Below are 20,978 nucleotides of genomic sequence, written 5' to 3'. Positions count from 1 at the left end.
GATGCCTGACAAGGCATGCCGAAGTGGCGGAATTGGTAGACGCACTAGTTTCAGGTACTAGCGGGGCGACCCGTGGAGGTTCGAGTCCTCTCTTCGGCACCAGCTCGTTGATCACGAGCGAAACACCTGCCCAGGTGGCGGAATTGGTAGACGCACTAGTTTCAGGTACTAGCGGGGCGACCCGTGGAGGTTCGAGTCCTCTCCTGGGCACCATCTCCATCATGAGATGGCACTGAAAGAAATGAAAACAGCCCCGATCGGGGCTTTTTTTATGCCTGCCTGTTCCGGTATCCGTTTGAGACGGCCAATCAGCCGCGTGCGCGATGCCAGCATCGTACACGCAGCCCGAAAGACCGCCGCGCCCGAGGCGCGGCCAGTCTGCCGCAAAAGGTCGATCAACCAGCAAACGGATCGCGCAGCACCATCGTCTCGTCACGGTCCGGACCGGTGGAAATGATCGCAACCGGAGCTCCCGTGACTTCCTCGATACGCTTGAGATAAGCGCGTGCCGCAGCCGGGAGCGCATCGAACGTCTTGACGCCGAAGGTCGACTCCGACCATCCGGGCATCTCCTCGTAGACTGGCTCGCAGACTTCGAACGCCTCGGCTCCCAGCGGCGGATAATCGACGACGGTGCCGTCGAGGTTGTAACCGACGCAGATTTTCAGCGTGTTCAGCCCATCGAGCACGTCGAGCTTGGTGATGCACAGGCCGGATACCGAGTTGTTCTGGATCGAGCGCCGCAATGCCACGGCATCGAACCAGCCACAGCGCCGCCGCCGCCCGGTGGTGGCACCATATTCATGCCCCTTGGTACCGAGGTGCTCACCAATTTCGTCATCGAGCTCGGTCGGGAACGGCCCACCGCCGACGCGCGTCGAGTAGGCCTTGGTGATACCGAGCACGTAGTCCAGGTAGCGCGGCCCAACGCCGGTACCGGTCGCCGCACCGCCAGCCGTCGTGTTCGAGGAGGTGACGTAGGGGTACGTGCCGTGGTCGATGTCGAGCAGCGCTCCCTGAGCGCCCTCGAACAGCACGTTCTCGCCGCGCGCACGGGCTTCAGCGAGCATCTGGGTGACATCGGCCACCATCGGCTTGAGACGCTCGGCCATCGACAGCGCATCGTCGAGCACACGCTGGAAATCGATCCGCTCGACACCGAAATAGCTGCTGAGCACGAAGTTGTGGAAATCCAGCACTTCACCGAGCTTCGCGGCAAAGCGCTCGCGATGGAACAAATCCCCCAGGCGCAGCGCGCGGCGCGCGATCTTGTCCTCGTAAGCCGGACCGATGCCGCGCCCGGTGGTACCGATCGCCCGGTTACCGCGCGCTTGCTCGCGTGCACGATCGAGCGCCACGTGATACGGCAGGATCAGCGTGCAGGCTTCGGACAACTTCAGGCGTGCCGAGACATCGACACCGGCGGCTTCCAGTGTGTCGATTTCACTCAGCAAGGCATCGGGTGCCAGCACGACGCCGTTGCCGATCATGCAGGTAACGCCGGGACGCAGAATACCCGAGGGAATCAGGTGCAGTACGGTCTTCTGACCGCCGACCACCAGGGTGTGACCGGCATTGTGGCCGCCTTGGAAACGCACCACGGCGCTGGCACGCTCGGTCAGCAAATCGACCACCTTGCCCTTGCCTTCGTCACCCCACTGGGTGCCGATCACTACGACATTCTTGCCCATTTCGTCTTCCGCTTGATGAATTAGCTTCAGGCCGCCGGCACGGCGACCTTTTCCAGAATCCAGGCGTCACCGCTGCGCACCAGTTTCCGGTCGCAACCATAGGCTGTGGCGTCTGCCTCGGCACCGGGCAGCACGCAAATCACGCGCTCCCCCGCCGCACGCAATGCACGGACCTGCTCCGGGTCCGCATCGACTGGCGCATAAATCCCGGTCTGCGCCTCGAATTCAACGTCACCGATTTCGATGAGCGTCTTGAGGTCGGCACTGAACCCGGTCGCCGCCCGCGCGTGGCCGAACACGTGACCAATGCCGTCATAGCGGCCACCACGCGCCACCGCCTGACCGACTCCGGGCACGTAGGCGGCAAACACCAGCCCGGTGTGATAGCGATAACCGCGCAGCTCAGCCAGATCGATGTGGATCGGCAGATGCGGGAAACGCCCGCCGATGACCTCGACGGTTTCACGCAATGCCGCCAGCGCCGCAGCGACCGGCTCGACGCTGGCGAACGCGCCGGCAGCGGTATCCAGCACCTCGACACCGCCGGCCAGCGTGCCAAGGCGTGCGAAATGCTCACCGCACTCACGCGACAAGCCAGCCCCATCCAGCCAGGCACGGATATCTGGCAGTGCCTTGCGCTGCAGCATCTCGAACAGCAGCGCCTCGTCATCGGCATCGAGTCCGGCCACCCGCGTCAGCGCACGGAAGATGCCGACATGCCCCAGATCGAGATGCACGTCACCGACACGTGCCAGCGCCAGCGTCTCAAGCATCAGCGAGATGACCTCGACATCGCTGGTCACACCCGCATGCCCGTAGAGCTCGGCACCGAGCTGCAGGGGACTGCGCGAGCCGCCGAAGCCATCACTGCGGGTACGCAGCACGGTGCCCATATAGCAGAGGCGGTTCGGCAGATCGCGGCGCAGCTGGTGGGCATCGATACGCGCCACCTGCGGCGTCATGTCTGCGCGCACGCCAAGCAGACGACCGGACAGCTGGTCGGTCAGTTTGAACGTTTGCAGTTCGAGATCGCGTCCGAAGCCGGTCAGCAGGGAATCGAGGAATTCGATGAACGGCGGGATCACCAGCTCGTAGCCCCAGCGATCGTACAGATCGAGCAGCTCACGTCGCAGGCGCTCCACGCGACGGGCGTCGGCCGGAAGGATTTCGTCGATTCCTTCCGGCAACAGCCAACGGTCTTCAACAATCATGAAAGGATCAATCCGGTGAGCGGATACCGACGAGGTCAGCGTATCCAGTAAAGCGTCACGACACCGACAATCATGCACAGCAGGCCGCAGACCCTCAGCGCGCGATCGTTCAAGCGGGCCATTCCCAGCAACGCTTCGCGTACCGCGTGCGGGCTCAGGAAGGGGCCGACCCCTTCCATGACCATCATCAGCGCAAAAGCAACCATCAAATCATGCCACATCGCTGCTCTCGCCCGAAAAAGAAACACAGGCGGGCAACCCCCGTCGCCCGCCTATCAGCTTACTTGGGTTGCTTGAAGAAACGGAAAAACTCACTGTCTGGCGACAACACCAGAACATCGTCCTTGTTCGCAAAAGAGGCGCGGTAGGCTCCGAGACTGCGATAGAAAGCATAGAACGCAGGGTCACGATTGTAGGCCTGCGCATAAATATCGGCCGCCTTCGCGTCGCCTTCACCACGCACGCGCTCAGCGTCACGATAAGCATCAGCCAGCAGCACGGTGCTCTGCCGGTCGGCATCGGCACGAATGCGCTCCGCCGCCTCGGCACCACGCGAGCGAAAATCGCGCGCCACGCGCTCACGTTCGGCGCGCATACGGCGGAACACCGAGCTCGACACGTCAGCGGGCAGATCGATGCGCTTGATGCGCACGTCGATGACCTCGATACCGAGATTGCCTGCCTCACGTTTCAGTGTCGTCGACAGAATATCCATGATCTGACCGCGGTCGCCCGCAACCACATCCTGCACCGTACGCTTCGAGAACTCGCTGCGCATGCTGTCCTTGGTGATCTGGTCGAGGCGCAGATTGGCCTGTACCGGATCACCGGCGACCGCCGTGTAGAAACGACCGACATCGGCGACGCGCCACTTCACGAAGGAGTCGACGATGACGTTCTTCTTCTCCGCGGTGAGGAAACGCTCCGGCTCGGTGTCGAGCGTCTGGATACGTGAATCGAACTTGAGCACGTTGTTGATCAAGGGCCACTTGAAGTGCAGCCCCGGCTTGAAATCCGACTCGACGATTTCACCGAGACGGAAACGGATCGCCTTCTCCGTTTCACTGACGGTGAACATCGACATCGACGCCAGAACGACGACCGCCGCTCCAACGCCCAGCAGCAGACCACGACTCTCCATCAACGAATCTCCCGGATGCGACCGATGTCGCGCGAACGCGCGGGGTCATTGGCCAGCGATGACGACGGGCTGGCGCCGCTGCCGGCATCCATCGCGCCACTCGCCCCGCCCACCGGCGTCGTGCCAGACGGCGTACCGCCCGAGGCCTTCAGCAGACGATCCAGCGGGAGATACAGCAAGGGGCCACTGTTGTTGGCATCCACCAGCACCTTGCTGGCATTGCCCAGCACGCTCTGCATCGTGTCGATGTACAAGCGCTCGCGCGTCACATCAGGCGCCTTGCTGTATTCACTCAGCAGCTGGGTGAAGCGTGACGCCTCACCCTCGGCCTGGGACACCACCTGCGAACGGTAGGCTTCCGCTTCCTGCAAACGACGCGCTGCCTGTCCGCGGGCACGTGGAATCACTTCATTGGCGTAGGCTTCAGCCTCGTTCTTGGCACGCTGCTCGTCTTCGCGCGCCTTGATCGCATCGGCAAAAGCTTCCTGAACTTCTTCCGGCGGTTGTGCATCCTGCAGTGCGACACCGTTGATACGCAGGCCGGTCTTGTAGAGGTCGAGCACCGACTGCGCCAGCTCACGCACCTGGGTGACGATATCCGCCCGTCCCTCGGTCAGCACGAAGTCCATCGAGCTGCGACCGATGACCTCACGCGTAGCGCTCTCGATAGCCTGGCGCAGGGTCAGATCAGGCTCCACGACGTTGAACAGATAAGCACGCGGATCGCGCACCTGATATTGCACGGCCAGGCGCACGTCGACGATGTTTTCGTCCTGCGTGAGCATCAGTGCTTCCTTCGGCACCGAGCGCGAGGACGGCTGGCGTCCACCCGAGCGATAGCCAATCTCCTCGGAGCGAACCTGTTCGATATCGACGATTTCGACCCGCTCGATGGGGTACGGCAAATGCCAGCGCAAACCCGGCATGGTCGTCTCCGCATACTTGCCAAAGCGCAGCACGACGCCGCGCGTACCTTCGTCGACGATATAGAAGCTGCCGAGCCCAGCCCACAGCAATACGGCGATGATGGCACCGGCGCCGAGCAGCCACCGCGCGCCACCGCCACCCGGCGAGCTGCCACCATCACCACTGCCACCGCCACGCGACTTACCGAACAGGCCAGACAGCCGCTCGCTGAGCTTTCGCACCACTTCATCGAGGTCCGGCGGCCCCTGATCGCGGCCACCGCCGCCCCAGGGATCTCGGTTGTTGCCACCCGGCTCATTCCAGGCCATGTCTCACTCCGAAATAAAACGTATCGTCTTGCTTAGCCAACACAGGCATTTCAAACGCGCGCGCTTCAATGCACGGTCGCTTCAAGCCATCCTTCGCTCAACCCTTCCTGACGGCACAGCTGGCGAAGATGTTTTCGCGAGGCGCTGACCTGCAGATGGAAATGACCATCCGCCGCCACCTGCTCGGCGACCACCGCCCCCAGCTCGAACAGCCGGGCACGCAGACGCGCCTGGGCAGGCGCCAGATCCAAAACCCCGCGCAAGGTATCGGCGCGCAGAATCTCGGCGATCGTGCTGCGCAGCAGATCCAGCCCGGCGCCACTGACAGCCGATACCCACACTGCCGTCGGCCGCCCCGCCGTATCGCGTTCAACCTTCGGCGTCGCACCGTCAATCAGATCGAGCTTATTGAAGACCAGCAGGCGTGGCACATCGGCAGCACCGATTTCTTCGAGCACCTCGACGACTGAGCGCTCAAGTACCGCCCGCTCGGGATCAGCGGCATCCAGCACATGCAGCAGCAGGCTGGCCTCGCAGGTTTCGACCAGCGTCGAGCGGAACGCCGCAACCAGCTCGTGCGGCAGACGGCTGATGAACCCGACGGTGTCCGCAATGACCACCGAAGCGACATTTGGCAGGTCCAATCGTCGCAGCGTCGGGTCGAGCGTCGCGAACAATTGGTCTGCCGCATAGACTGCCGCGCCAGTCAGGGCATTGAACAGGGTCGACTTGCCGGCATTGGTATAACCGACGAGGGACACTGTGGGCAGATCGGACTTGCGGCGCGAAACCCGCCCCTGCTCACGCGTGCGGTCCACGCGCTCAAGACGCCGCTTGATCTGCGCGATGCGCCCGGCCAGCAGGCGACGGTCGGTTTCAAGCTGAGTTTCGCCAGGGCCGCGCATGCCGATACCGCCGCGCTGGCGCTCCAGGTGGCTCCAGCCCCGCACCAGGCGCGTCGCCAGATGTTCGAGCTGTGCCAGCTCCACCTGCAGCTTGCCCTCGTGCGAACGGGCCCGCTGCGCAAAAATGTCGAGAATCAGGCCAGTACGGTCCAGCACACGACATTGCAGCAAAGCTTCGAGGTTGCGCTCCTGACTCGGAGACAGCTCGTGATCGAAGATCACGAGCTCAGCCTCATGAGCCTGTACCAGCGCCTGTATCTCTTCAGCCTTGCCACTGCCCACGAAATAACGTGCATCGGGCGCACGTCGTGAACCAGTCACCAGCGCAACGACATCCGCTCCCGCTGAAATCGCCAGTTCCTCGAACTCGGTCACTTCGCGGGCATCGATCGCGCCATTGACTGCGACATGTACAAGAATCGCACGCTCACCGGCTCGGGGACGGTCAAACAAATGGAAAACCCTCGGTCAGGCGCTGCGATGTGATCAGGCGTCATCTCCCAAATCGCCGGTCGCATCGTCCCCCAGGTGCAGACGCACATTGCGCGATGGCACGACGGTGGAAATTGCGTGCTTGTAGATCATCTGGCTGACGCTGTTTTTCAGCAGCACGACGAACTGGTCGAAGGATTCGATCTGGCCCTGCAGCTTGATGCCGTTGACCAGATAAATCGACACGGGAATGCGCTCCTTGCGCAGCGCATTGAGAAACGGTTCCTGAAGCGAATGGCCCTTGGCCATGGAGCTGCTCCTTATAGTTATGTGAGGCAGCCGCCGAGGGGTCAGCCGCCTTCCCGCAAAATGAAAAAGTAGATCTGCAGTCTAGCACAGGGACCTTAGGTCACCCCGCAGGTTCCGTGCCAGCTCCCAGACCCCAATGATTTTCCCGGCGAGCCCCGATGCTCCACTGGGCAGTGAAGTCGCGGCGGACTCGCCGCGCAGCCACGTCATCTGTCGCTTCGCGTACTGCCGCGTAGCTGCGAGAACACGCTGCCGCATCTGCTCGCGGTCCGTCAAGCCATCCAGATATTCCCAGACCTGCCGATAGCCGACCGCACGCATCGAGGGCAGATCGAGCGTCAGATCGCCACGCGCACGCAGGGTTGCCACTTCATCGACAAAACCCGCGGCCAGCATCGCATCGAGTCGCCGCTCGATACGCTGGTGCAGCTCCCTGCGCTCGGGCGGCAGCAACGCGAAGCACAACAATCGATACGGCGATTCCGTGCGCTCCTGTTGCGTGAGCCAGTCCGTCAATGGCCGCCCGCTCAGCTCGAAGACTTCAAGCGCGCGCTGAATACGCTGTGCGTCGTGCGGATGGATACGCGCGGCAGCCACCGGGTCGACCGCCGCCAGTCGCGCATGCACGGCCGGCACCCCCAGCGCCGCCATTTCAGCATCGAGCCGGGCGCGCAGATCGGCATCAGCCTGCGGCAACTCGGCCAGACCATGTGTCAACGTGCGGAAATACAGCATCGTGCCACCCACCAGCAGCGGCACCCGCCCCGCCTGGCAGATACGCCCCATGACCGCGAGCGCATCCCGACGAAACTCGCCAGCCGAGTAACGCTCGGCCGGATCGCGAATATCAACGAGCGCATGCGGAGCACGAGCAAGCGTGCCGGCATCCGGCTTGGCTGTACCGATGTTCATGTCGCGGTAAATCAGCGCCGAATCGACACTGATGATGGAAAACGGTCCGCGCTCGACCAGCTCAATCGCCAGATCTGTTTTGCCGGAAGCCGTCGGACCGTACAGGCAGACAGCAAGTGGACGTGTATCGACCATGATCAGCGCCCGCGCAGAAACAGCCGGTCGAGCTCGGCCATGCCGAGCTGCACCCAGGTCGGCCGGCCATGATTGCACTGCCCGCTGCGCTCGGTGGCTTCCATCGCTCTGAGCAAGGCATTCATTTCGGCCAGCGTCAGCTTGCGATTCGCCCGCACCGAGCCATGACAGGCCATCGTCGCCAGCGATTCATGGACACGCTCTTCGACCCGCCGGCTCGAACCATGCTCTGCCAGATCGGCCAGCACTTCACGCACCAGCGCGTCGAGATCGGCATCGGCCAGCAGCACCGGCACCTGACGCAGGGCTGCGCTGCGCGGTCCGAGCAGCGCCAGCTCAAAGCCCAGCGCCGACAGCGCGGCCCCAGCCTCCTCGACCACCGCTGCCTCGCGGCCGCTCAGCGCCATCGTCAGCGGCACCAGCAGCGGCTGGCGACGTATCCCGTCTCCGGCGCGGGCAGCCTTCAGCCGCTCATAGGTCACGCGCTCGTGCGCGGCGTGCATGTCGACCAGCACCAGCCCTTCTGCATTCTGCGCGAGGATGTAGACACCGTGCAGCTGCGCCAGCGCAAAGCCAAGCGGCGGCACCGCATCGCCGGCTGGCTCCGCAACCGACGGCGGCGCGGGCTGCTCCGGCTCGGCAGCGGTAAACAGTCTGGCGTAGACCGCCATGTCCTCGCGCGCGCCCAGTTCCAGCGGACGCTGCGCGCTGCCGCCACGCCAGGTTCGCACAGGCACAGATACACCTGACCGGCTGTCAGCCGTCACCGTCGGCATGGCGCCTGCGGTCGCGGCTTCACCCATGCGCTCCGCATCGTCACGCTCTGCAGCAACATCGTGGCGGCCAGCCCGCGTCCGCGCCAGCACCTCGTGCAGCGTGCGGAACAGGCAGTCGTGCACCAGCCGCCCTTCGCGGAAGCGGACTTCGTGCTTGGCCGGATGGGCATTGACGTCGACCAGCTTCGGATCGAGTTCGAGGAACAGCACGAACGCCGGATGCCGGCCATGAAACAGCACGTCGGCATAGGCCTGGCGTACCGCGTGGGCAATCAGGCGATCCCGCACCATGCGGCCGTTGACAAAAAAGTACTGGCGATCGGCCTGCGCCCGTGCAGCCGTCGGCAGACCAATCCATCCCCACAGGTGCAGGCCGGCGACCTGCTGGTCGAGATGCAGCGCCTGGGCGATGAACTCGCCACCGGCCAATTCGGCGATGCGCTGCTCTTGCGCCATGCGTTCACCCGCCACCGGCAGACGCAGCAGTGGCCGGCCGTTGTGCGCCAGCGAAAATGCGACGTCGAAGTGCGACACCGCCAGGCGCCGCACGACATCGTCGAGGTGAGAAAACTCCGTACGCTCGCTGCGCAGAAACTTGCGCCGCGCCGGTGTGTTGTAGAACAGATCGCGGACTTCAACCGTAGTCCCGAGCGGATGCGGCACCGGCTCGGGCTCACGCACGCGCTCAGCCCCGTCGCCGGCAATACGCCAGCCGCTGTCGGCAGCGGCCGTACGCGAGCTCAGCAGCAAGCGTGATACCGAAGCAATGCTCGGCAAGGCCTCGCCACGGAAGCCCAGGCTGGCGATGGCCTGCAGATCTTCGATTGCGGCAATCTTGCTGGTGGAATGGCTCGACAGCGCCGCCAGCAACTCATCGCGAGGAATGCCCGCACCGTCGTCGCGAATACGGATGAGACGGATGCCACCCTGCTCGATCTCGATGTCGATGCGCCTGGCGCCGGCATCAAGGCTGTTTTCCAACAGCTCCTTGACCACCGATGCCGGCCGCTCGACCACCTCACCGGCGGCGATCTGGTTGATGAGCTCAGGGGGAAGACGACGAATCGGCATGGGTCAAATCATGACTCGCGGCCGGTTCGGCAACCCTGCCTCCCCGACCGCGCCCGCCACGCGGACAGCGCGCTCAGCGCACGCCGCGGGCAATGGTCTCCAGCAGGTCGCGCGCCTGCGCGGCATTGTCGTATTGCCCTTGAGCATCCTGCACGACGACGACCGTTTCGTTGCCGCGATCGGCAAGGCGCACTTTATAGCGAGTACCGCTCGCCTGCGGCGCCGATTTGGAACCGAACCAGCCGGAGAACCACCCCTTGTTGGCGTCGGCAGCAGCATTCTCCGCAGCACGATCAACGTACTCGACGGTGTACTGACCGCTGGCCCGATCCTGCTCCTCGACCACATAGTTGCTGCCGTCGAGCGCCGCACCGACGCTGCGCCAGGCGCGCCCGTAGTCCTGGGCGATGACCAGGCCACGCACACCTTCCTGGTCGAACGGCCGCGTCAGCACAGGTGCTGCCGCCGCCTTGCTGCCGGCACCGGTTTCCGCCCGCGCCCGGTCCTCGCTGGCGCCGAGGTAGACCATCAGGCGCGAGAGCATCTCTGCTTCGAGCTCCGGATCGTTCGGACGCGGCTCCCAGACCGTAGTCTCATTGTCGCGACCGCGACCGACTTCCTTGACGCCATACTGGGTGATGAAGACATCGGTGCGATCACCGTCACGCTCCAGCCGGATACGGAACTTGTCGCGCGTCGGGGCCGAATAGGCGAAATCCAGTGCCTTGGACAGCAGGCTGCGCACCGGGTCCAGCGGAATGTCGGCCCGGTTCTCCGCCCAGTCGGTTTCCATGATGCCGATGCGCGGGTCATCACGCTTGAGCAGGAAGCCGTTGCTGGTCCAGAACTCGCGGACCTTGCTCCAGACCTGGTCGGGGGCCGCCTTGATCGACAGCCAGCGCTTTTCGCCATCGCGCATGACACGCATGCCATCCGGCTGGATCAGTACGCTTTCAGTATTCATCAGGCGCGGCGTCGCAGACGCGGCTGCCGCCTGTCCAGCGTGCCCGGTCACACCCCGCTCATTGTTGTAGTCGGACAGGCTGGCCTGCGCACTCGGCGTCAGCTCAGGCACCTTGAGGGTGTCATCGACCGTTGAACTGGTCAGGTCGGGAGGCAGTTCCAGTGGCGCTGCAGACTGCGCCTGACGGTAGTCGATGCGTCGATCGGGAATGATGCTGTCAACCGGCGACGAGCAAGCGACAACAAGCAGGGCGGAACCCGTAATGGCAAGACGAAGCACGGTGCTGGACGAACTCATGATGGATGTATGAACGGCCCGTTGTTCCAGTCAGATCAGATGAGCGCGGCGCATCGCATTGCGGACAGCGTCGTGGCAGGCGGTCGAAAGCGGCGTGAGCGGCAAACGGATGCCGGGCGGAATCAAGCCGAGCTCCATCAATGCCCACTTCGCTGGAATTGGATTCGCCTCGATGAAAAGGTTCTTGTGCAGCTCGACCAGATCCTCGTTGATCGCCAGCGCCGCAGCACGATCGCCGCCGGCGGCGGCGACGCACATTTCATGCATCGCTCTGGGCGCAACGTTCGCGGTCACCGAAATCACGCCGCGAAAGCCTTCCAGGATACTTTCACAAGCGATGTGATCGTCTCCGCTATACAGATCGATACGCCCGGCGACCTTGCTTAGCAGTTCGCGGTTACGTTCCAGTGAACCGCTCGCTTCCTTAAGCCCGACGATGTTCGGAATATCGGCCAGCCGCGATACGGTGTCCGGCAGCATGTCGCACGCCGTGCGACCCGGCACGTTGTAGAGAATCTGCGGAATCGGCACCGCCTCGGCGATCGCCCGGTAATGCAGGTAGAGACCTTCCTGGGTCGGCTTGTTGTAGTACGGCGTCACCAGCAGACAGGCGTCGGCACCAGCCTCCATCGCCAGACGCGTCAGGTCGATCGCCTCACGTGTCGAATTGGCACCGGTGCCGGCGATCACCGGGATGCGGCCAGCGACCTGGCGCACCACGCGGTGCACGACATCGACATGTTCATCCACATCGAGCGTTGCCGATTCACCGGTGGTCCCTACCGCGACGATGGCATCCGTACCGTTTTCGATATGGAACTCGACCAGACGCGCCAGGGCATCGAAATCAAGCGTACCGTCCGCCGCCATCGGCGTCACCAAGGCGACCATGCTGCCGTGGAACATTCGAGGAGTCCCCGCGATGAAAAATAGGCCGCATGGTACGTGCCCCTGTCCGGCCCGACAAGCTGCGCTCGCCGCGGCGGTTTGCGCCTGCGGAGTGAGCAGTTAGACTGTCGCGTCCGGCCGTAAAGAGCCGCAGACTGCAGAACACCTGCCTATCCCCGCAAAATGCGTGCGCCCGTGAAGAACTTTCTTGTCATATCCGCTATGGGCGAAGACCGCCCCGGCCTGATCAATGCCCTCAGCCGCACGATCTTCGACTGCGGCTGCAGTCTGCAAGACAGCTACGTGACGGTATTTGGTCAGGAGTGCGTAGCGATGCTCCTGGTGCACGGCAACTGGAACACGCTGGCCAAACTGGAAACGCAGCTCCAGCACGCGGAGGAAGAACTTGGCGTCAGCCTGATCGTCCGTCGCACCGGGCCGCACAAGGTCAGTGCAGACGCCATGCCGTACAACGTCGAGGTCATTGCCATCGAGCAGCCGGGTATCGTCTACCAGCTCTCCGGTTTCTTCACATCGCGCAACATCAATATCGAGGAACTGTCGACACGCAGCTACCCGGCACCACACACCGGCAGCCCGATGTTCTCGCTGAACTTCACGATCGGCATTCCGGCGAGCTTCCACGTCGCACTGCTGCGCGAGGAATTCCTCGACTTCTGCGACGAGCTCAACCTGGATGCCGTGATGGAGCCGGCAAAGCCCTGAAAGCCGCATGCCGGCAGCGACCTTTCGCCCGCCAGGAGAAGTACATGAGCAACGTTGCCCTCGACCAGATCGTTCCGGACTTCACTGCGCAGGCGACGGGTGACACCAGCGTCAGCTCCTCCGCACTGCGCGGCTCGAAGGTCGTGCTCTATTTCTATCCCAAGGACTCGACCCCGGGCTGCACGACCGAGGGGCGCGATCTGCGCGATCTGTATCCGCAGTTCACGACCGCCGGCGCCAAGATATTCGGCATCTCGCGCGACAGCCTCAAATCACATGAAAAGTTCAAGGCAAAGGAGAACTTTCCGTTTGAACTGATCGCGGATGCCGATGAAGCCTTGTGCCGACTTTTCGATGTCATTCGCCCGAAGACAATGTATGGCCGCGAGGTCGTCGGCATCGAACGCAGTACCTTTCTGCTCGATGAGAACGGCGTGCTGCGTCGCGAATGGCGCAAGGTCAAGGTCGAAGGACATGCCCAAGCCGTACTTGAGGCCGTCCAAGCCCTATAGCGCACACCGCCAACGCATCCCAGCAATGGCGATGCCTCATCACCGATGCATCGTCATTGCCGCCACGTACCGCACCAGCCAGGTGATGGCGGCCTCTGCATGGAAAAACATTCCGGGCCGGCGCCCAGCCGACCGACACGCCTGCGATGGTACGCCCCCGCGTGCCGCACCCCATATCTGAGTCCGCACACCGACATCCACGGATGGAAACGCGTGCGCTTGGCACGCCGGAGTAATCTCCACATATCGACATCCGCCATGGCGCCGGGTCTTGTCGCCACTGTTTCACACCGCCCTATCGAGCCATCGTTCATGAGCACTCTGCGCAAGAAGAAAAGCGATTCCAGCAAGCGCCTGTTTGTCCTCGATACCAATGTGCTGATGCACGACCCGACCGCCCTGTTCCGCTTCAAGGAACACGACATCCATCTGCCGATGGTGGTGCTGGAGGAACTCGACCGCGCCAAGAAAGGCATGTCCGAAGTCGCGCACAACGTGCGCCAGGTCAGCCGCTTCCTCGACGATCTGGTCGGCGGGGCAAACCGCGAAGAAATCGACGAAGGGCTCGGCCTGCCGGCGCCGGTCAACCTCGGCGCCACCGCTAAACCGAGCGGGCGTCTGTTCTTCCAGACCCGACCGACGGGTAATCATCTGCCCAGCACGCTGCCCGGCTCCCTGCCGGACAATGACATTCTCGGCTTCACACTAGCGCTGGCGCAGGAGCACCCCAGCCGCCAGGTCACGCTGGTGTCGAAGGACATCAACCTGCGCATCAAGGCAACGCTGCTCGGCATCCACACCGAGGACTACCGCAACGACCAAGCGCTGGAAGACATCGACCTGCTGTACTCCGGCAGCCGCGAGCTGCCGCAGGACTTCTGGGACAAACATGCCAAGGCGATGGAGTCATGGAACGAGAGCGGACGCACCTTCTACCGCGTCCACGGCCCCGAGATCGCCCAGTGGCACCCCTGCCAGTTCCTGTGGATGGGCGGCGACAGTCCGGCGAACTTCGTCGTGCGCAGCATCGACAACCGTGGCGCGACCATCGAGACGGTGCGCGACTACACGACGCCGGGTCACGCCGTCTGGGGCGTCATCGCCCGCAACCGCGAGCAGAACTACGCGCTCAACCTGCTGATGGATCCGGAAATCGACTTCGTCACGCTGCTCGGCGCTGCCGGTACCGGCAAGACGCTGCTCGCGCTCGCCGCCGGCCTGACGCAGACGCTCGACCAGAACCGCTTCCGCGAAATCATCATGACCCGCGTCACCGTTCCGGTCGGCGAAGACATCGGCTTCCTGCCCGGCACCGAGGAAGAAAAGATGACGCCGTGGATGGGGGCGCTGATGGACAATCTCGAAGTGCTGTCACAGACGCACGATGGCAACGGCGGCGGCGACTGGGGCCGGCAGGCGACGGCGGACCTGCTCGCCAACCGCATCAAGATCCGCGCCCTCAATTTCATGCGCGGCCGCACCTTCCAGAACAAGTACCTGATCATCGACGAAGCACAGAACCTGACCTCGAAACAGATGAAGACGCTGATCACCCGCGCCGGCCCTGGCACCAAGGTGGTGTGTCTCGGCAACATCGCACAGATCGACACCCCCTATCTGACCGAGACCACATCGGGCCTGACCTGCGTCGTCGACCGCTTCAAGAACTGGCCGCACAGCGGCCACATCACCTTGTTGCGCGGCGAACGCTCGCGGCTCGCCGACTTCGCCTCAGACGTGCTCTGAAGTGGTAACGGCTGCGGGCGTCAGGCGTGGCGCCGCGCCCGCAGCAACAGGATCAGGCCGGCCATGACCATCGGCACGCTGAGCCACTGACCAACAGTCAGCGAGCCCGCCACCCAGTCGGCCTGTTCCTCCTTGAAGAATTCCAGCACGAAACGCGCACCGAACACCGTGAGCAGAAAGGTGCCGAGCAACATGCCAGGCGGTGTGGCGGCCAGACGACGGCGATAGAGCACCCGCAGCAGGATGAATATCGCCAGATAGGCCAGCGCCTCGTAGACCATCACCGGGTGTCGCGGCAGTGAATCGACGCGCTCGAACACCACCGCCCAGGGCACGCTGGCCGGATGGCCGAGAATCTCGGAATTGAACAGATTACCGAGGCGAATGAAGGCTCCGCCGAGGGCGGTCGGGATACTCAGGCGATCCAGCAGCCACAGCCACGGCTGATCCGGACGCTTGCGCGCATACCACCACAGGGCGATGAAGATACCGACCGCGCCGCCGTGGCTGGCAAGCCCGCCTTCCCACACGGCGAGAATCTTCCACGGATGGGCCAGGTAGTAATCCGGCGCATAGATCAAGGTGTGCCCGAGACGCGCACCGATCACGGTCCCGAGCATCATATACAGCAGCAGTGCATCGAGATCCGCCTCGGGTTTGCCCTCGGCACGGAACACGCGACGCATGATTTCGTAGCCGACGAGAAACGCGGCAGCGAACAGCAGTCCGTACCAGCGCAGGGCAAATCCGCCGATGTGCAGCAGCTCGGGATCGACATTCCAATGCAAGGGACTCATTCAAAAACTCTCAGCTCGGCGGAGTGGCGATCCGACGCGGCCAGGCCTTGAGCACGGCCTGCACGACGGTCGCCAGCGGAATGGCGAAAAACACGCCCCAGAAACCCCACAGGCCACCGAACAACAACACGGCGACGATGATCGCCACCGGATGCAGATCGACCACCTCTGAGAACAGCCAGGGCACCAGCACATTACCGTCGAGGGCCATCAGAATCGCGTAAGCGCCGATCAACCACAGAAAATCGGTTCCCCAACCCCATTGGAACAGACCGACGACGGCCACCGGCACGGTGACAACCACCGCGCCGAGATAAGGCACGATCACCGAAAGCCCGACCATGAACGACAACAGCATGGCGTACTGCAGATCCAGCCAGGCGAATACCAGATAGCAGACCAGCCAGTTGAGCAGCACTTCCCAGATTTTGCCGCGCACATAGTTGCCGATCTGCAGATCGATATCGCGCCACACCCGCATGACCAGACCGCGATTGGTCGGCAGGAATTGCTCGGCCCAGCCCAGAATGCGCTCCTTGTCCTTCAGAAAGAAGAACACCAGCACCGGCACCAGGATCAGGTAGACAAGTATGGTGATGACGCCGAACACCGAGGCGAGCGACCAGGTGAACACGTTCTGCGCCAGGCCGCCGACTTCCCCCTTGATGATGCCGATCACACCCAGCACCTGCGATTCGTCGACGAATCGCGGATACAGCACTGGCAGACTCATCAGATACTGCTGCCCGCGCAGCACCATCTCAGGTAACTGTTGCGCCAGTTCACTCGCCTGACGCGAAAGCATCGGCAAGGGGCCGGTCAGCACGAACACCACACTGGCGATAAAGCTCAGAAAGACAATCAGCACCGATGGCCAGCGCGCGGTGCCATGGCGTTCGAGCACCCGCACGACCCCTTCGAGCAGATAGGCCATCACGATGCCGGCCAGCACCGGAGCGAGCATGCGGCCAAAGAACAGCACGATGCCGAGCACCGCGGCAATCAGCAGCAACAGGGACACCGTCTGCGCGTCGTTGAACACGCGCCGGAACCAATCGGTGACAAGTTTCATGCAGAACGGATCTCAAAAGCTGATGACGGCGCCGCGGGATTCGGAATCGCGTCTGGCGCTGGCAGCGCGAGTGCCAATGAGCCAATGTAACATCGGTCGCAAGCGCACAACCGCCGCGAAGGAGACGCCACGATGAGTGCAGAACCCGCCCGCCCGCTGATTGCGGGTGAAACCGAGCTGCTCGAACGCCTGCAAGCCCTGGTCGCACTGATCGGAAGCCGCGGCAACGGTGATGATCAGTTGCCCGCGCTGGCCGCCATGGCCGCCGAGCTGCTGCAGGCGGACGCCTGCTCGATCATGCTGTTCAAGGATGACACCAGTGACAATGAGCGCCAGCTGCGGGTTTCAGCCCATTATGGTGAGCTGCCATCAGCCGCCTACCAGCAACGCGTTCGTCTCGGCGAAGGCATTGCCGGGCAGGTCGCTGCCAGCGGTCGTGCCATTCTGGTTCCCGACGTCACCCAGTCCGATTTTGCCGCCTGTCGCAAGCGCGAACGCGGCAGTTTCATTTGCGCTCCGATCCAGGTGAACGACCACATCTGCGGCGTGCTCAACGTCTGCCGCAATACCAGTCCGCTGTCTTTTCGTGAGGAGGACTTGGCCATCGCCGGCATCGTCGCTCTGCTGTTCGGGCTCGCGCTGGAGCTGGCCAGGCTGCAAGGTGTACTGCGCTCGCGCTTTGCCTTGCGAGCCATGGCGCGGGAGTTACGTGAAAACCGCGACCTCGATCCTGGCACGCTGGGACGTGACAGCGAGCGCATGGCCCGCCTGCTCGGCCGTACCTTCTTCCGTGAACTCGACAGTGCGGGCTTCGGCACCGACCGCATCCTGACAGCCGCCACCGAAGTGATCGCCGAACTCGGCCGTAACGTCGGCAAGACCCGCAGCAACGAGTAACAGGCGGGTTGGCCGCGGGCTGTCCTCGGCATTCGCTGAGCATGCTGATCGGCCGCGGGTTAACGCGTTTCAACATGATCGCGGCCTGCGGTCATCGGCATCGACGGTCGCAAGCGACAAGACCAGCCGCCGATCCGTCGCAATAGCACATTCAGCAAACTCATCAACGGATCTGGGCGCGCAGCACGCCTGATCAGCGTCCGAGCGCCTCAAGCAACTTGCGGTCACTCAACATGTGCTGCAGCGACTGCGAGACGATCTCGTTGATGATTTTTTCATTTTCCGCGGCACCGGGCGGGCCGACGACTTGGCGCGCGCTATTCGCGGTGTAGTCACCTGTAAACGTGTAAGCGCCATTGCGCACTATCGCGCGTACCTGTGCACTCGCCCGCACTTCACCAACCACCGGAGAGCCTCCCGTCTGATAGGCAATACGTATGATCTCCACACGTAAACCGACTGGCGCGGCCGCCTGTGGCGGCGTGACGACAAACCGTGCAGCACTCAAGCGCTCTGCCAGCGCCCGCCGCACCGCGGCTGCCACATCATTGTGCGGCCCAACGGTCGCCGTCGCATACACTCCGCCACGCGTGCCGAACTCGGGCTGCGCCCGCGTATCGACCACATCAAGCCCCAGCATGCGCCCCCGTCCGACAGGAGCCGCAGCGACATCCACCAGCGGCTGCACGGTCACGAGCTGCGGACTCAGCGCACAGCCTCCCAACAACGTCAGCAGCGCGATACAACTGGACACGAGCAAACGGTACCGCATGCCTTACCTCATTGCCGAATGCGTAAGTAACGAGGATACCTTACAGGGCATGACAATCGTGCAGGGGTACAGTAGACCTGACACAATTGCGAATGCCTCTCGTCCACCATTTATCTCGACAGGAGCTTGAAAAGCGTGACGGACGTGCGCCCCAAAGGTTCCAGCTCACACCTGAATCTGTATCAGCATGTCGCCGAAGAGCTGGCAACCGCCATCACCAATGGCACCTACCGCGTCGGCGATCGAGTGCCATCTGTGCGCCAGCTGGCCCGTCGTATGGGCGTCAGCATCTCTACCGTCACCCAGGCCTACGGACTGCTGGTGGATCGCGGCGTCGTCGAGGCGCGCCCGCAGTCCGGCTACTTCGTGTGCCCTCAGCGCATGCCGCTCGCACCGGAGCCGGGCACATCACAGCCCGCCATTCAGCCGATGCCGGTGTCCACCAGCAGTCTGACACTCGACATGCTGTCAGGCTCAGCCAGCGACGATCGCCTCCATCTCGATACAGCCCCCCCCGCTGCCGACCTGCTGCCAATCTCGCAACTCAACCGCTGTATCGCAACGGTACTGCGCGAAGTCCCTACTGCAGCAGCCGTATATGACGAGCCTTTCGGCCGCACTGAGCTGCGTGTGCAGATTGCACGCATCATGCAGTATGCCGGTTGCCAGTCCGGCCCTGACGATGTCCTCGTGACGTCCGGCTGTCAGGAAGCTATCACGCTGTGCCTGCGCGCCGTCGCCAAACCGGGGGACACCATCGCAGTCGAATCGCCGACGTTTTTCGGCATGCTGCAGGCAATCGAATCACTCGGCATGCATGCGCTGGAAATCCCGACGCATCCGCGGGCAGGCGTACGACTCGATGCGCTCGCTCAGGCATTGGAGCAATGGCCGATACGCGCCTGCCTGCTGATGCCGACCAACTCGAACCCCCTTGGCGCCAGCATGTCACTGGACGACCGGCAGCGACTGGTCACGCTGCTCAGAACGCACGACGTCCCCCTGATCGAAAACGACGTGCTTGGCGATCTGGGGTTCACTCCGGGCCCGCGCCCGCTGCCCTGCAAGGCCTGGGATACAGACGGCAACGTGTTGTTTTGCTCATCGTTCAGCAAAACAGTCGGCCCCGGTCTGCGCGTTGGCTGGGTCACGCCGGGTCGTTACGCGGAACGTATCCGCCACCTGAAACTGCTGACCAGCTTCACAACGCCGACCATCGAACAGCTCGCAATTGCCCGCTTTCTGGCCAGCGGACAATATGAACGCCACCTGACCCGCGCCCGCAGTGAATATGCACAGCGCAGTGCACAGCTCGGCAACGCTGTCGCCACGACATTCCCGCATGGCACTCGCGTCACCCAACCCGCCGGCGGCACAGTACTCTGGGTTGAACTGCCGGACGGCTATGACACCATGCGTCTCTATCGGCAGTCCATCGCGAACGGCATCAGCATCGCCCCGGGCGTGCTGTTCACTGCCCAGCGACGCTATCGCAATGCCCTGCGTTTAAGTGCGGTTCATCCATTCAGCGAACGGATCGAATCTGCCGTCAGCACCCTCGCTTCGCTGGCACACTTGCAGCAATCGGGATGAAGACGCCCCCGAAGCTGGTCGTCAGGCTGGCAAAGCCAGCGCGAGTGTGAAATCCGTTTCTACACGTTCACGCTCTTCACGCAACAGTTCACTGACCGCCCTGGCACATTTACCACACTGGCTGCAGCAACCGGTTTCATGACGCAGCGCCCGCATCGTATCCGCCCCATCGGCCACCGCTTTGCGGATGGTGCGATCACTTACCCCTTTGCAGATGCAAACGTACATGTCCGGCACTCCCACCCGATCTGGTGATGATGCCGGACATGCTTTATCAAATAAGAACCATTGTCAATAACGGCGGAGTATCAACTACCGCCGCCAACGCTCCCCATGGATGACTGCAGGTAGTTGGGCAAACCAATCTTGTCGACGAGCTCCAGCTGGGTTTCCAGCCAGTCGATGTGCTCTTCTTCGCTCTCAAGAATGTCTTCGAACAATTCACGCGAAACGTAGTCACGTATCTGCTCGCAGTAGGCAATCGCGTCCTTCAGCGTCAGGTGCGCGCTCATCTCCATGCCAAGATCCGCTCGCAACGCCTCAGGAACATCCTCTCCAATGCAGAGTTTGCCGAGATCCTGCAGATTGGGGAGTCCTTCAAGAAACAGGATGCGGTCAATGAGTTTGTCCGCATGTTTCATCTCGTCGATCGACTCGTGGTACTCGTGTTCAGCGAGCTCCTTCAGACCCCAGTTCTTAAACATCTTGGCGTGCAGAAAATACTGATTGATCGCAGTGAGCTCATTTTTGAGCACAGCATTGAGATACTCGATGACCTTGGCGTCGCCTTTCACTGTTGCGCTCCTTTTATGCTTGCCAGCAGCAAGTCTGCGTCCGACTCGGCGTGACATGGCAAAGGTTTTCTGACCATAGCGGCCCACTGCCGCCCCGACAAA

General features: G+C 62.8%; 21 protein-coding genes and 2 tRNA genes. 7 read left to right on the top strand and 16 right to left on the bottom strand.

What is annotated here, in order from left to right; all coding sequences use genetic code 11:
- The first annotated feature begins 17 nt into the window (after positions 1-17).
- A tRNA-Leu gene (locus C7443_RS18940) sits at positions 18-102 on the top strand.
- 26 nt (positions 103-128) lie between these two features.
- A tRNA-Leu gene (locus tag C7443_RS18935) sits at positions 129-213 on the top strand.
- A gap of 182 nt (positions 214-395) precedes the next feature.
- Here C7443_RS18935 and C7443_RS18930 read toward each other — a convergent pair.
- From C7443_RS18930 to dapA, 11 genes are all read right to left on the bottom strand, one after another.
- Positions 396-1,691 (bottom strand): adenylosuccinate synthase, encoded by a 1,296-nt coding sequence (locus C7443_RS18930; RefSeq protein ID WP_110020502.1) that lies wholly within the window; start codon positions 1,689-1,691, stop codon positions 396-398.
- A 26-nt stretch (positions 1,692-1,717) separates the two neighbouring features.
- Positions 1,718-2,902, bottom strand: coding sequence for an ATP phosphoribosyltransferase regulatory subunit (locus tag C7443_RS18925; protein WP_110020500.1), 1,185 nt, complete (start codon positions 2,900-2,902; stop codon positions 1,718-1,720).
- A 35-nt stretch (positions 2,903-2,937) separates the two neighbouring features.
- Positions 2,938-3,123 (bottom strand): DUF2065 domain-containing protein, encoded by a 186-nt coding sequence (locus tag C7443_RS18920; RefSeq protein WP_110020498.1) that lies wholly within the window; start codon positions 3,121-3,123, stop codon positions 2,938-2,940.
- 59 nt (positions 3,124-3,182) lie between these two features.
- Positions 3,183-4,043: a protease modulator HflC gene (gene hflC / locus C7443_RS18915; RefSeq protein ID WP_246004723.1), complete on the bottom strand. Its 861-nt coding sequence runs from the start codon at positions 4,041-4,043 to the stop codon at positions 3,183-3,185.
- A complete protein-coding gene (gene hflK, locus C7443_RS18910) occupies positions 4,043-5,278 on the bottom strand; it encodes an FtsH protease activity modulator HflK (RefSeq protein ID WP_110020497.1) in 1,236 nt (411 codons plus the stop codon). Before hflK ends, hflC begins: the two co-directional genes overlap by 1 nt.
- Before the next feature lie 65 nt (positions 5,279-5,343).
- The gene (gene hflX, locus C7443_RS18905) at positions 5,344-6,636 is read right to left on the bottom strand and encodes a ribosome rescue GTPase HflX (RefSeq protein ID WP_110020495.1); all 1,293 of its coding nucleotides are present in this window, start codon (positions 6,634-6,636) and stop codon (positions 5,344-5,346) included.
- Between the two features lie 33 nt (positions 6,637-6,669).
- Entirely contained in the window at positions 6,670-6,924 is a 255-nt protein-coding gene (gene hfq / locus C7443_RS18900; RefSeq protein WP_110020493.1) for an RNA chaperone Hfq, read from the bottom strand.
- A gap of 81 nt (positions 6,925-7,005) precedes the next feature.
- Positions 7,006-7,971: a tRNA (adenosine(37)-N6)-dimethylallyltransferase MiaA gene (miaA, locus tag C7443_RS18895; RefSeq protein WP_211346210.1), complete on the bottom strand. Its 966-nt coding sequence runs from the start codon at positions 7,969-7,971 to the stop codon at positions 7,006-7,008.
- A gap of 2 nt (positions 7,972-7,973) precedes the next feature.
- Entirely contained in the window at positions 7,974-9,818 is a 1,845-nt protein-coding gene (gene mutL, locus C7443_RS18890) for a DNA mismatch repair endonuclease MutL (protein ID WP_110020492.1), read from the bottom strand.
- A 73-nt stretch (positions 9,819-9,891) separates the two neighbouring features.
- Complete coding sequence (gene bamC / locus C7443_RS18885; RefSeq protein WP_110020490.1) at positions 9,892-11,079, bottom strand: outer membrane protein assembly factor BamC; 1,188 nt, start codon at positions 11,077-11,079, stop codon at positions 9,892-9,894.
- A 30-nt stretch (positions 11,080-11,109) separates the two neighbouring features.
- Positions 11,110-11,985, bottom strand: coding sequence for a 4-hydroxy-tetrahydrodipicolinate synthase (gene dapA, locus C7443_RS18880; RefSeq protein ID WP_110020488.1), 876 nt, complete (start codon positions 11,983-11,985; stop codon positions 11,110-11,112).
- Between the two features lie 165 nt (positions 11,986-12,150).
- Here dapA and C7443_RS18875 point away from each other — a divergent pair, with 165 nt between their 5' ends.
- The 3 genes from C7443_RS18875 (at position 12,151) to C7443_RS18865 (ending at position 14,951) form a co-directional block, all read left to right on the top strand.
- Positions 12,151-12,693, top strand: a complete 543-nt coding sequence (locus C7443_RS18875) for a glycine cleavage system transcriptional repressor (protein ID WP_110020487.1) — start codon at positions 12,151-12,153, stop codon at positions 12,691-12,693.
- A gap of 44 nt (positions 12,694-12,737) precedes the next feature.
- A complete protein-coding gene (locus C7443_RS18870; protein WP_110020485.1) occupies positions 12,738-13,205 on the top strand; it encodes a peroxiredoxin in 468 nt (155 codons plus the stop codon).
- Positions 13,206-13,517: 312 nt separating this feature from the next.
- Entirely contained in the window at positions 13,518-14,951 is a 1,434-nt protein-coding gene (locus C7443_RS18865; RefSeq protein ID WP_110020484.1) for a PhoH family protein, read from the top strand.
- Between the two features lie 20 nt (positions 14,952-14,971).
- Here C7443_RS18865 and lgt read toward each other — a convergent pair whose 3' ends face one another.
- Together lgt and C7443_RS18855 are read right to left on the bottom strand one after the other, a co-directional pair.
- The gene (lgt, locus tag C7443_RS18860; RefSeq protein WP_110020482.1) at positions 14,972-15,748 is read right to left on the bottom strand and encodes a prolipoprotein diacylglyceryl transferase; all 777 of its coding nucleotides are present in this window, start codon (positions 15,746-15,748) and stop codon (positions 14,972-14,974) included.
- A gap of 10 nt (positions 15,749-15,758) precedes the next feature.
- Entirely contained in the window at positions 15,759-16,820 is a 1,062-nt protein-coding gene (locus C7443_RS18855; RefSeq protein ID WP_110020480.1) for an AI-2E family transporter, read from the bottom strand.
- Positions 16,821-16,952: 132 nt separating this feature from the next.
- On the opposite strand from C7443_RS18855, the gene C7443_RS18850 reads away from it, so the two are divergent.
- Positions 16,953-17,717: a GAF domain-containing protein gene (locus C7443_RS18850; protein ID WP_110020479.1), complete on the top strand. Its 765-nt coding sequence runs from the start codon at positions 16,953-16,955 to the stop codon at positions 17,715-17,717.
- 193 nt (positions 17,718-17,910) lie between these two features.
- Here the strand turns inward: C7443_RS18850 and C7443_RS18845 are convergent, their stop codons facing one another.
- Positions 17,911-18,489, bottom strand: a complete 579-nt coding sequence (locus C7443_RS18845) for a YajG family lipoprotein (protein ID WP_110020477.1) — start codon at positions 18,487-18,489, stop codon at positions 17,911-17,913.
- A 135-nt stretch (positions 18,490-18,624) separates the two neighbouring features.
- Here C7443_RS18845 and C7443_RS18840 point away from each other — a divergent pair, with 135 nt between their 5' ends.
- Positions 18,625-20,082, top strand: a complete 1,458-nt coding sequence (locus C7443_RS18840; protein WP_146213348.1) for an aminotransferase-like domain-containing protein — start codon at positions 18,625-18,627, stop codon at positions 20,080-20,082.
- A 21-nt stretch (positions 20,083-20,103) separates the two neighbouring features.
- On the opposite strand, the gene C7443_RS18835 is transcribed toward C7443_RS18840, so the two are convergent.
- Together C7443_RS18835 and bfr are read right to left on the bottom strand one after the other, a co-directional pair.
- Entirely contained in the window at positions 20,104-20,310 is a 207-nt protein-coding gene (locus C7443_RS18835) for a (2Fe-2S)-binding protein (protein ID WP_110020474.1), read from the bottom strand.
- Positions 20,311-20,390: 80 nt separating this feature from the next.
- A complete protein-coding gene (gene bfr, locus C7443_RS18830) occupies positions 20,391-20,876 on the bottom strand; it encodes a bacterioferritin (RefSeq protein WP_110020472.1) in 486 nt (161 codons plus the stop codon).
- Between the last annotated feature and the right edge of the window lie 102 nt (positions 20,877-20,978).

The sequence above is a fragment of the Plasticicumulans acidivorans genome, assembly GCF_003182095.1.
GTDB lineage: Bacteria > Pseudomonadota > Gammaproteobacteria > Competibacterales > Competibacteraceae > Plasticicumulans > Plasticicumulans acidivorans.
The sequence above is the reverse complement of the archived record's forward strand: the minus strand, read 5'-3'. Positions and strand labels throughout refer to the sequence as shown.

Excerpts from the sequence above, each read along its gene's own strand:
- C7443_RS18850 (WP_110020479.1), top strand. The coding sequence starts at position 16,953 with ATGAGTGCAGAACCCGCCCGCCCGCTGATTGCGGGTGAAACCGAGCTG.
- hflK (WP_110020497.1), bottom strand. The coding sequence starts at position 5,278 with ATGGCCTGGAATGAGCCGGGTGGCAACAACCGAGATCCCTGGGGCGGC.
- C7443_RS18835 (WP_110020474.1), bottom strand. The coding sequence starts at position 20,310 with ATGTACGTTTGCATCTGCAAAGGGGTAAGTGATCGCACCATCCGCAAA.
- C7443_RS18855 (WP_110020480.1), bottom strand. The coding sequence starts at position 16,820 with ATGAAACTTGTCACCGATTGGTTCCGGCGCGTGTTCAACGACGCGCAG.
- miaA (WP_211346210.1), bottom strand. The coding sequence starts at position 7,971 with ATGGTCGATACACGTCCACTTGCTGTCTGCCTGTACGGTCCGACGGCT.
- mutL (WP_110020492.1), bottom strand. The coding sequence starts at position 9,818 with ATGCCGATTCGTCGTCTTCCCCCTGAGCTCATCAACCAGATCGCCGCC.
- C7443_RS18845 (WP_110020477.1), bottom strand. The coding sequence starts at position 18,489 with ATGCGGTACCGTTTGCTCGTGTCCAGTTGTATCGCGCTGCTGACGTTG.
- C7443_RS18875 (WP_110020487.1), top strand. The coding sequence starts at position 12,151 with ATGCGTGCGCCCGTGAAGAACTTTCTTGTCATATCCGCTATGGGCGAA.
- C7443_RS18925 (WP_110020500.1), bottom strand. The coding sequence starts at position 2,902 with ATGATTGTTGAAGACCGTTGGCTGTTGCCGGAAGGAATCGACGAAATC.
- C7443_RS18865 (WP_110020484.1), top strand. The coding sequence starts at position 13,518 with ATGAGCACTCTGCGCAAGAAGAAAAGCGATTCCAGCAAGCGCCTGTTT.
- hfq (WP_110020493.1), bottom strand. The coding sequence starts at position 6,924 with ATGGCCAAGGGCCATTCGCTTCAGGAACCGTTTCTCAATGCGCTGCGC.
- lgt (WP_110020482.1), bottom strand. The coding sequence starts at position 15,748 with ATGAGTCCCTTGCATTGGAATGTCGATCCCGAGCTGCTGCACATCGGC.
- C7443_RS18930 (WP_110020502.1), bottom strand. The coding sequence starts at position 1,691 with ATGGGCAAGAATGTCGTAGTGATCGGCACCCAGTGGGGTGACGAAGGC.
- hflC (WP_246004723.1), bottom strand. The coding sequence starts at position 4,043 with ATGGAGAGTCGTGGTCTGCTGCTGGGCGTTGGAGCGGCGGTCGTCGTT.
- dapA (WP_110020488.1), bottom strand. The coding sequence starts at position 11,985 with ATGTTCCACGGCAGCATGGTCGCCTTGGTGACGCCGATGGCGGCGGAC.
- C7443_RS18870 (WP_110020485.1), top strand. The coding sequence starts at position 12,738 with ATGAGCAACGTTGCCCTCGACCAGATCGTTCCGGACTTCACTGCGCAG.
- C7443_RS18920 (WP_110020498.1), bottom strand. The coding sequence starts at position 3,123 with ATGTGGCATGATTTGATGGTTGCTTTTGCGCTGATGATGGTCATGGAA.
- bamC (WP_110020490.1), bottom strand. The coding sequence starts at position 11,079 with ATGAGTTCGTCCAGCACCGTGCTTCGTCTTGCCATTACGGGTTCCGCC.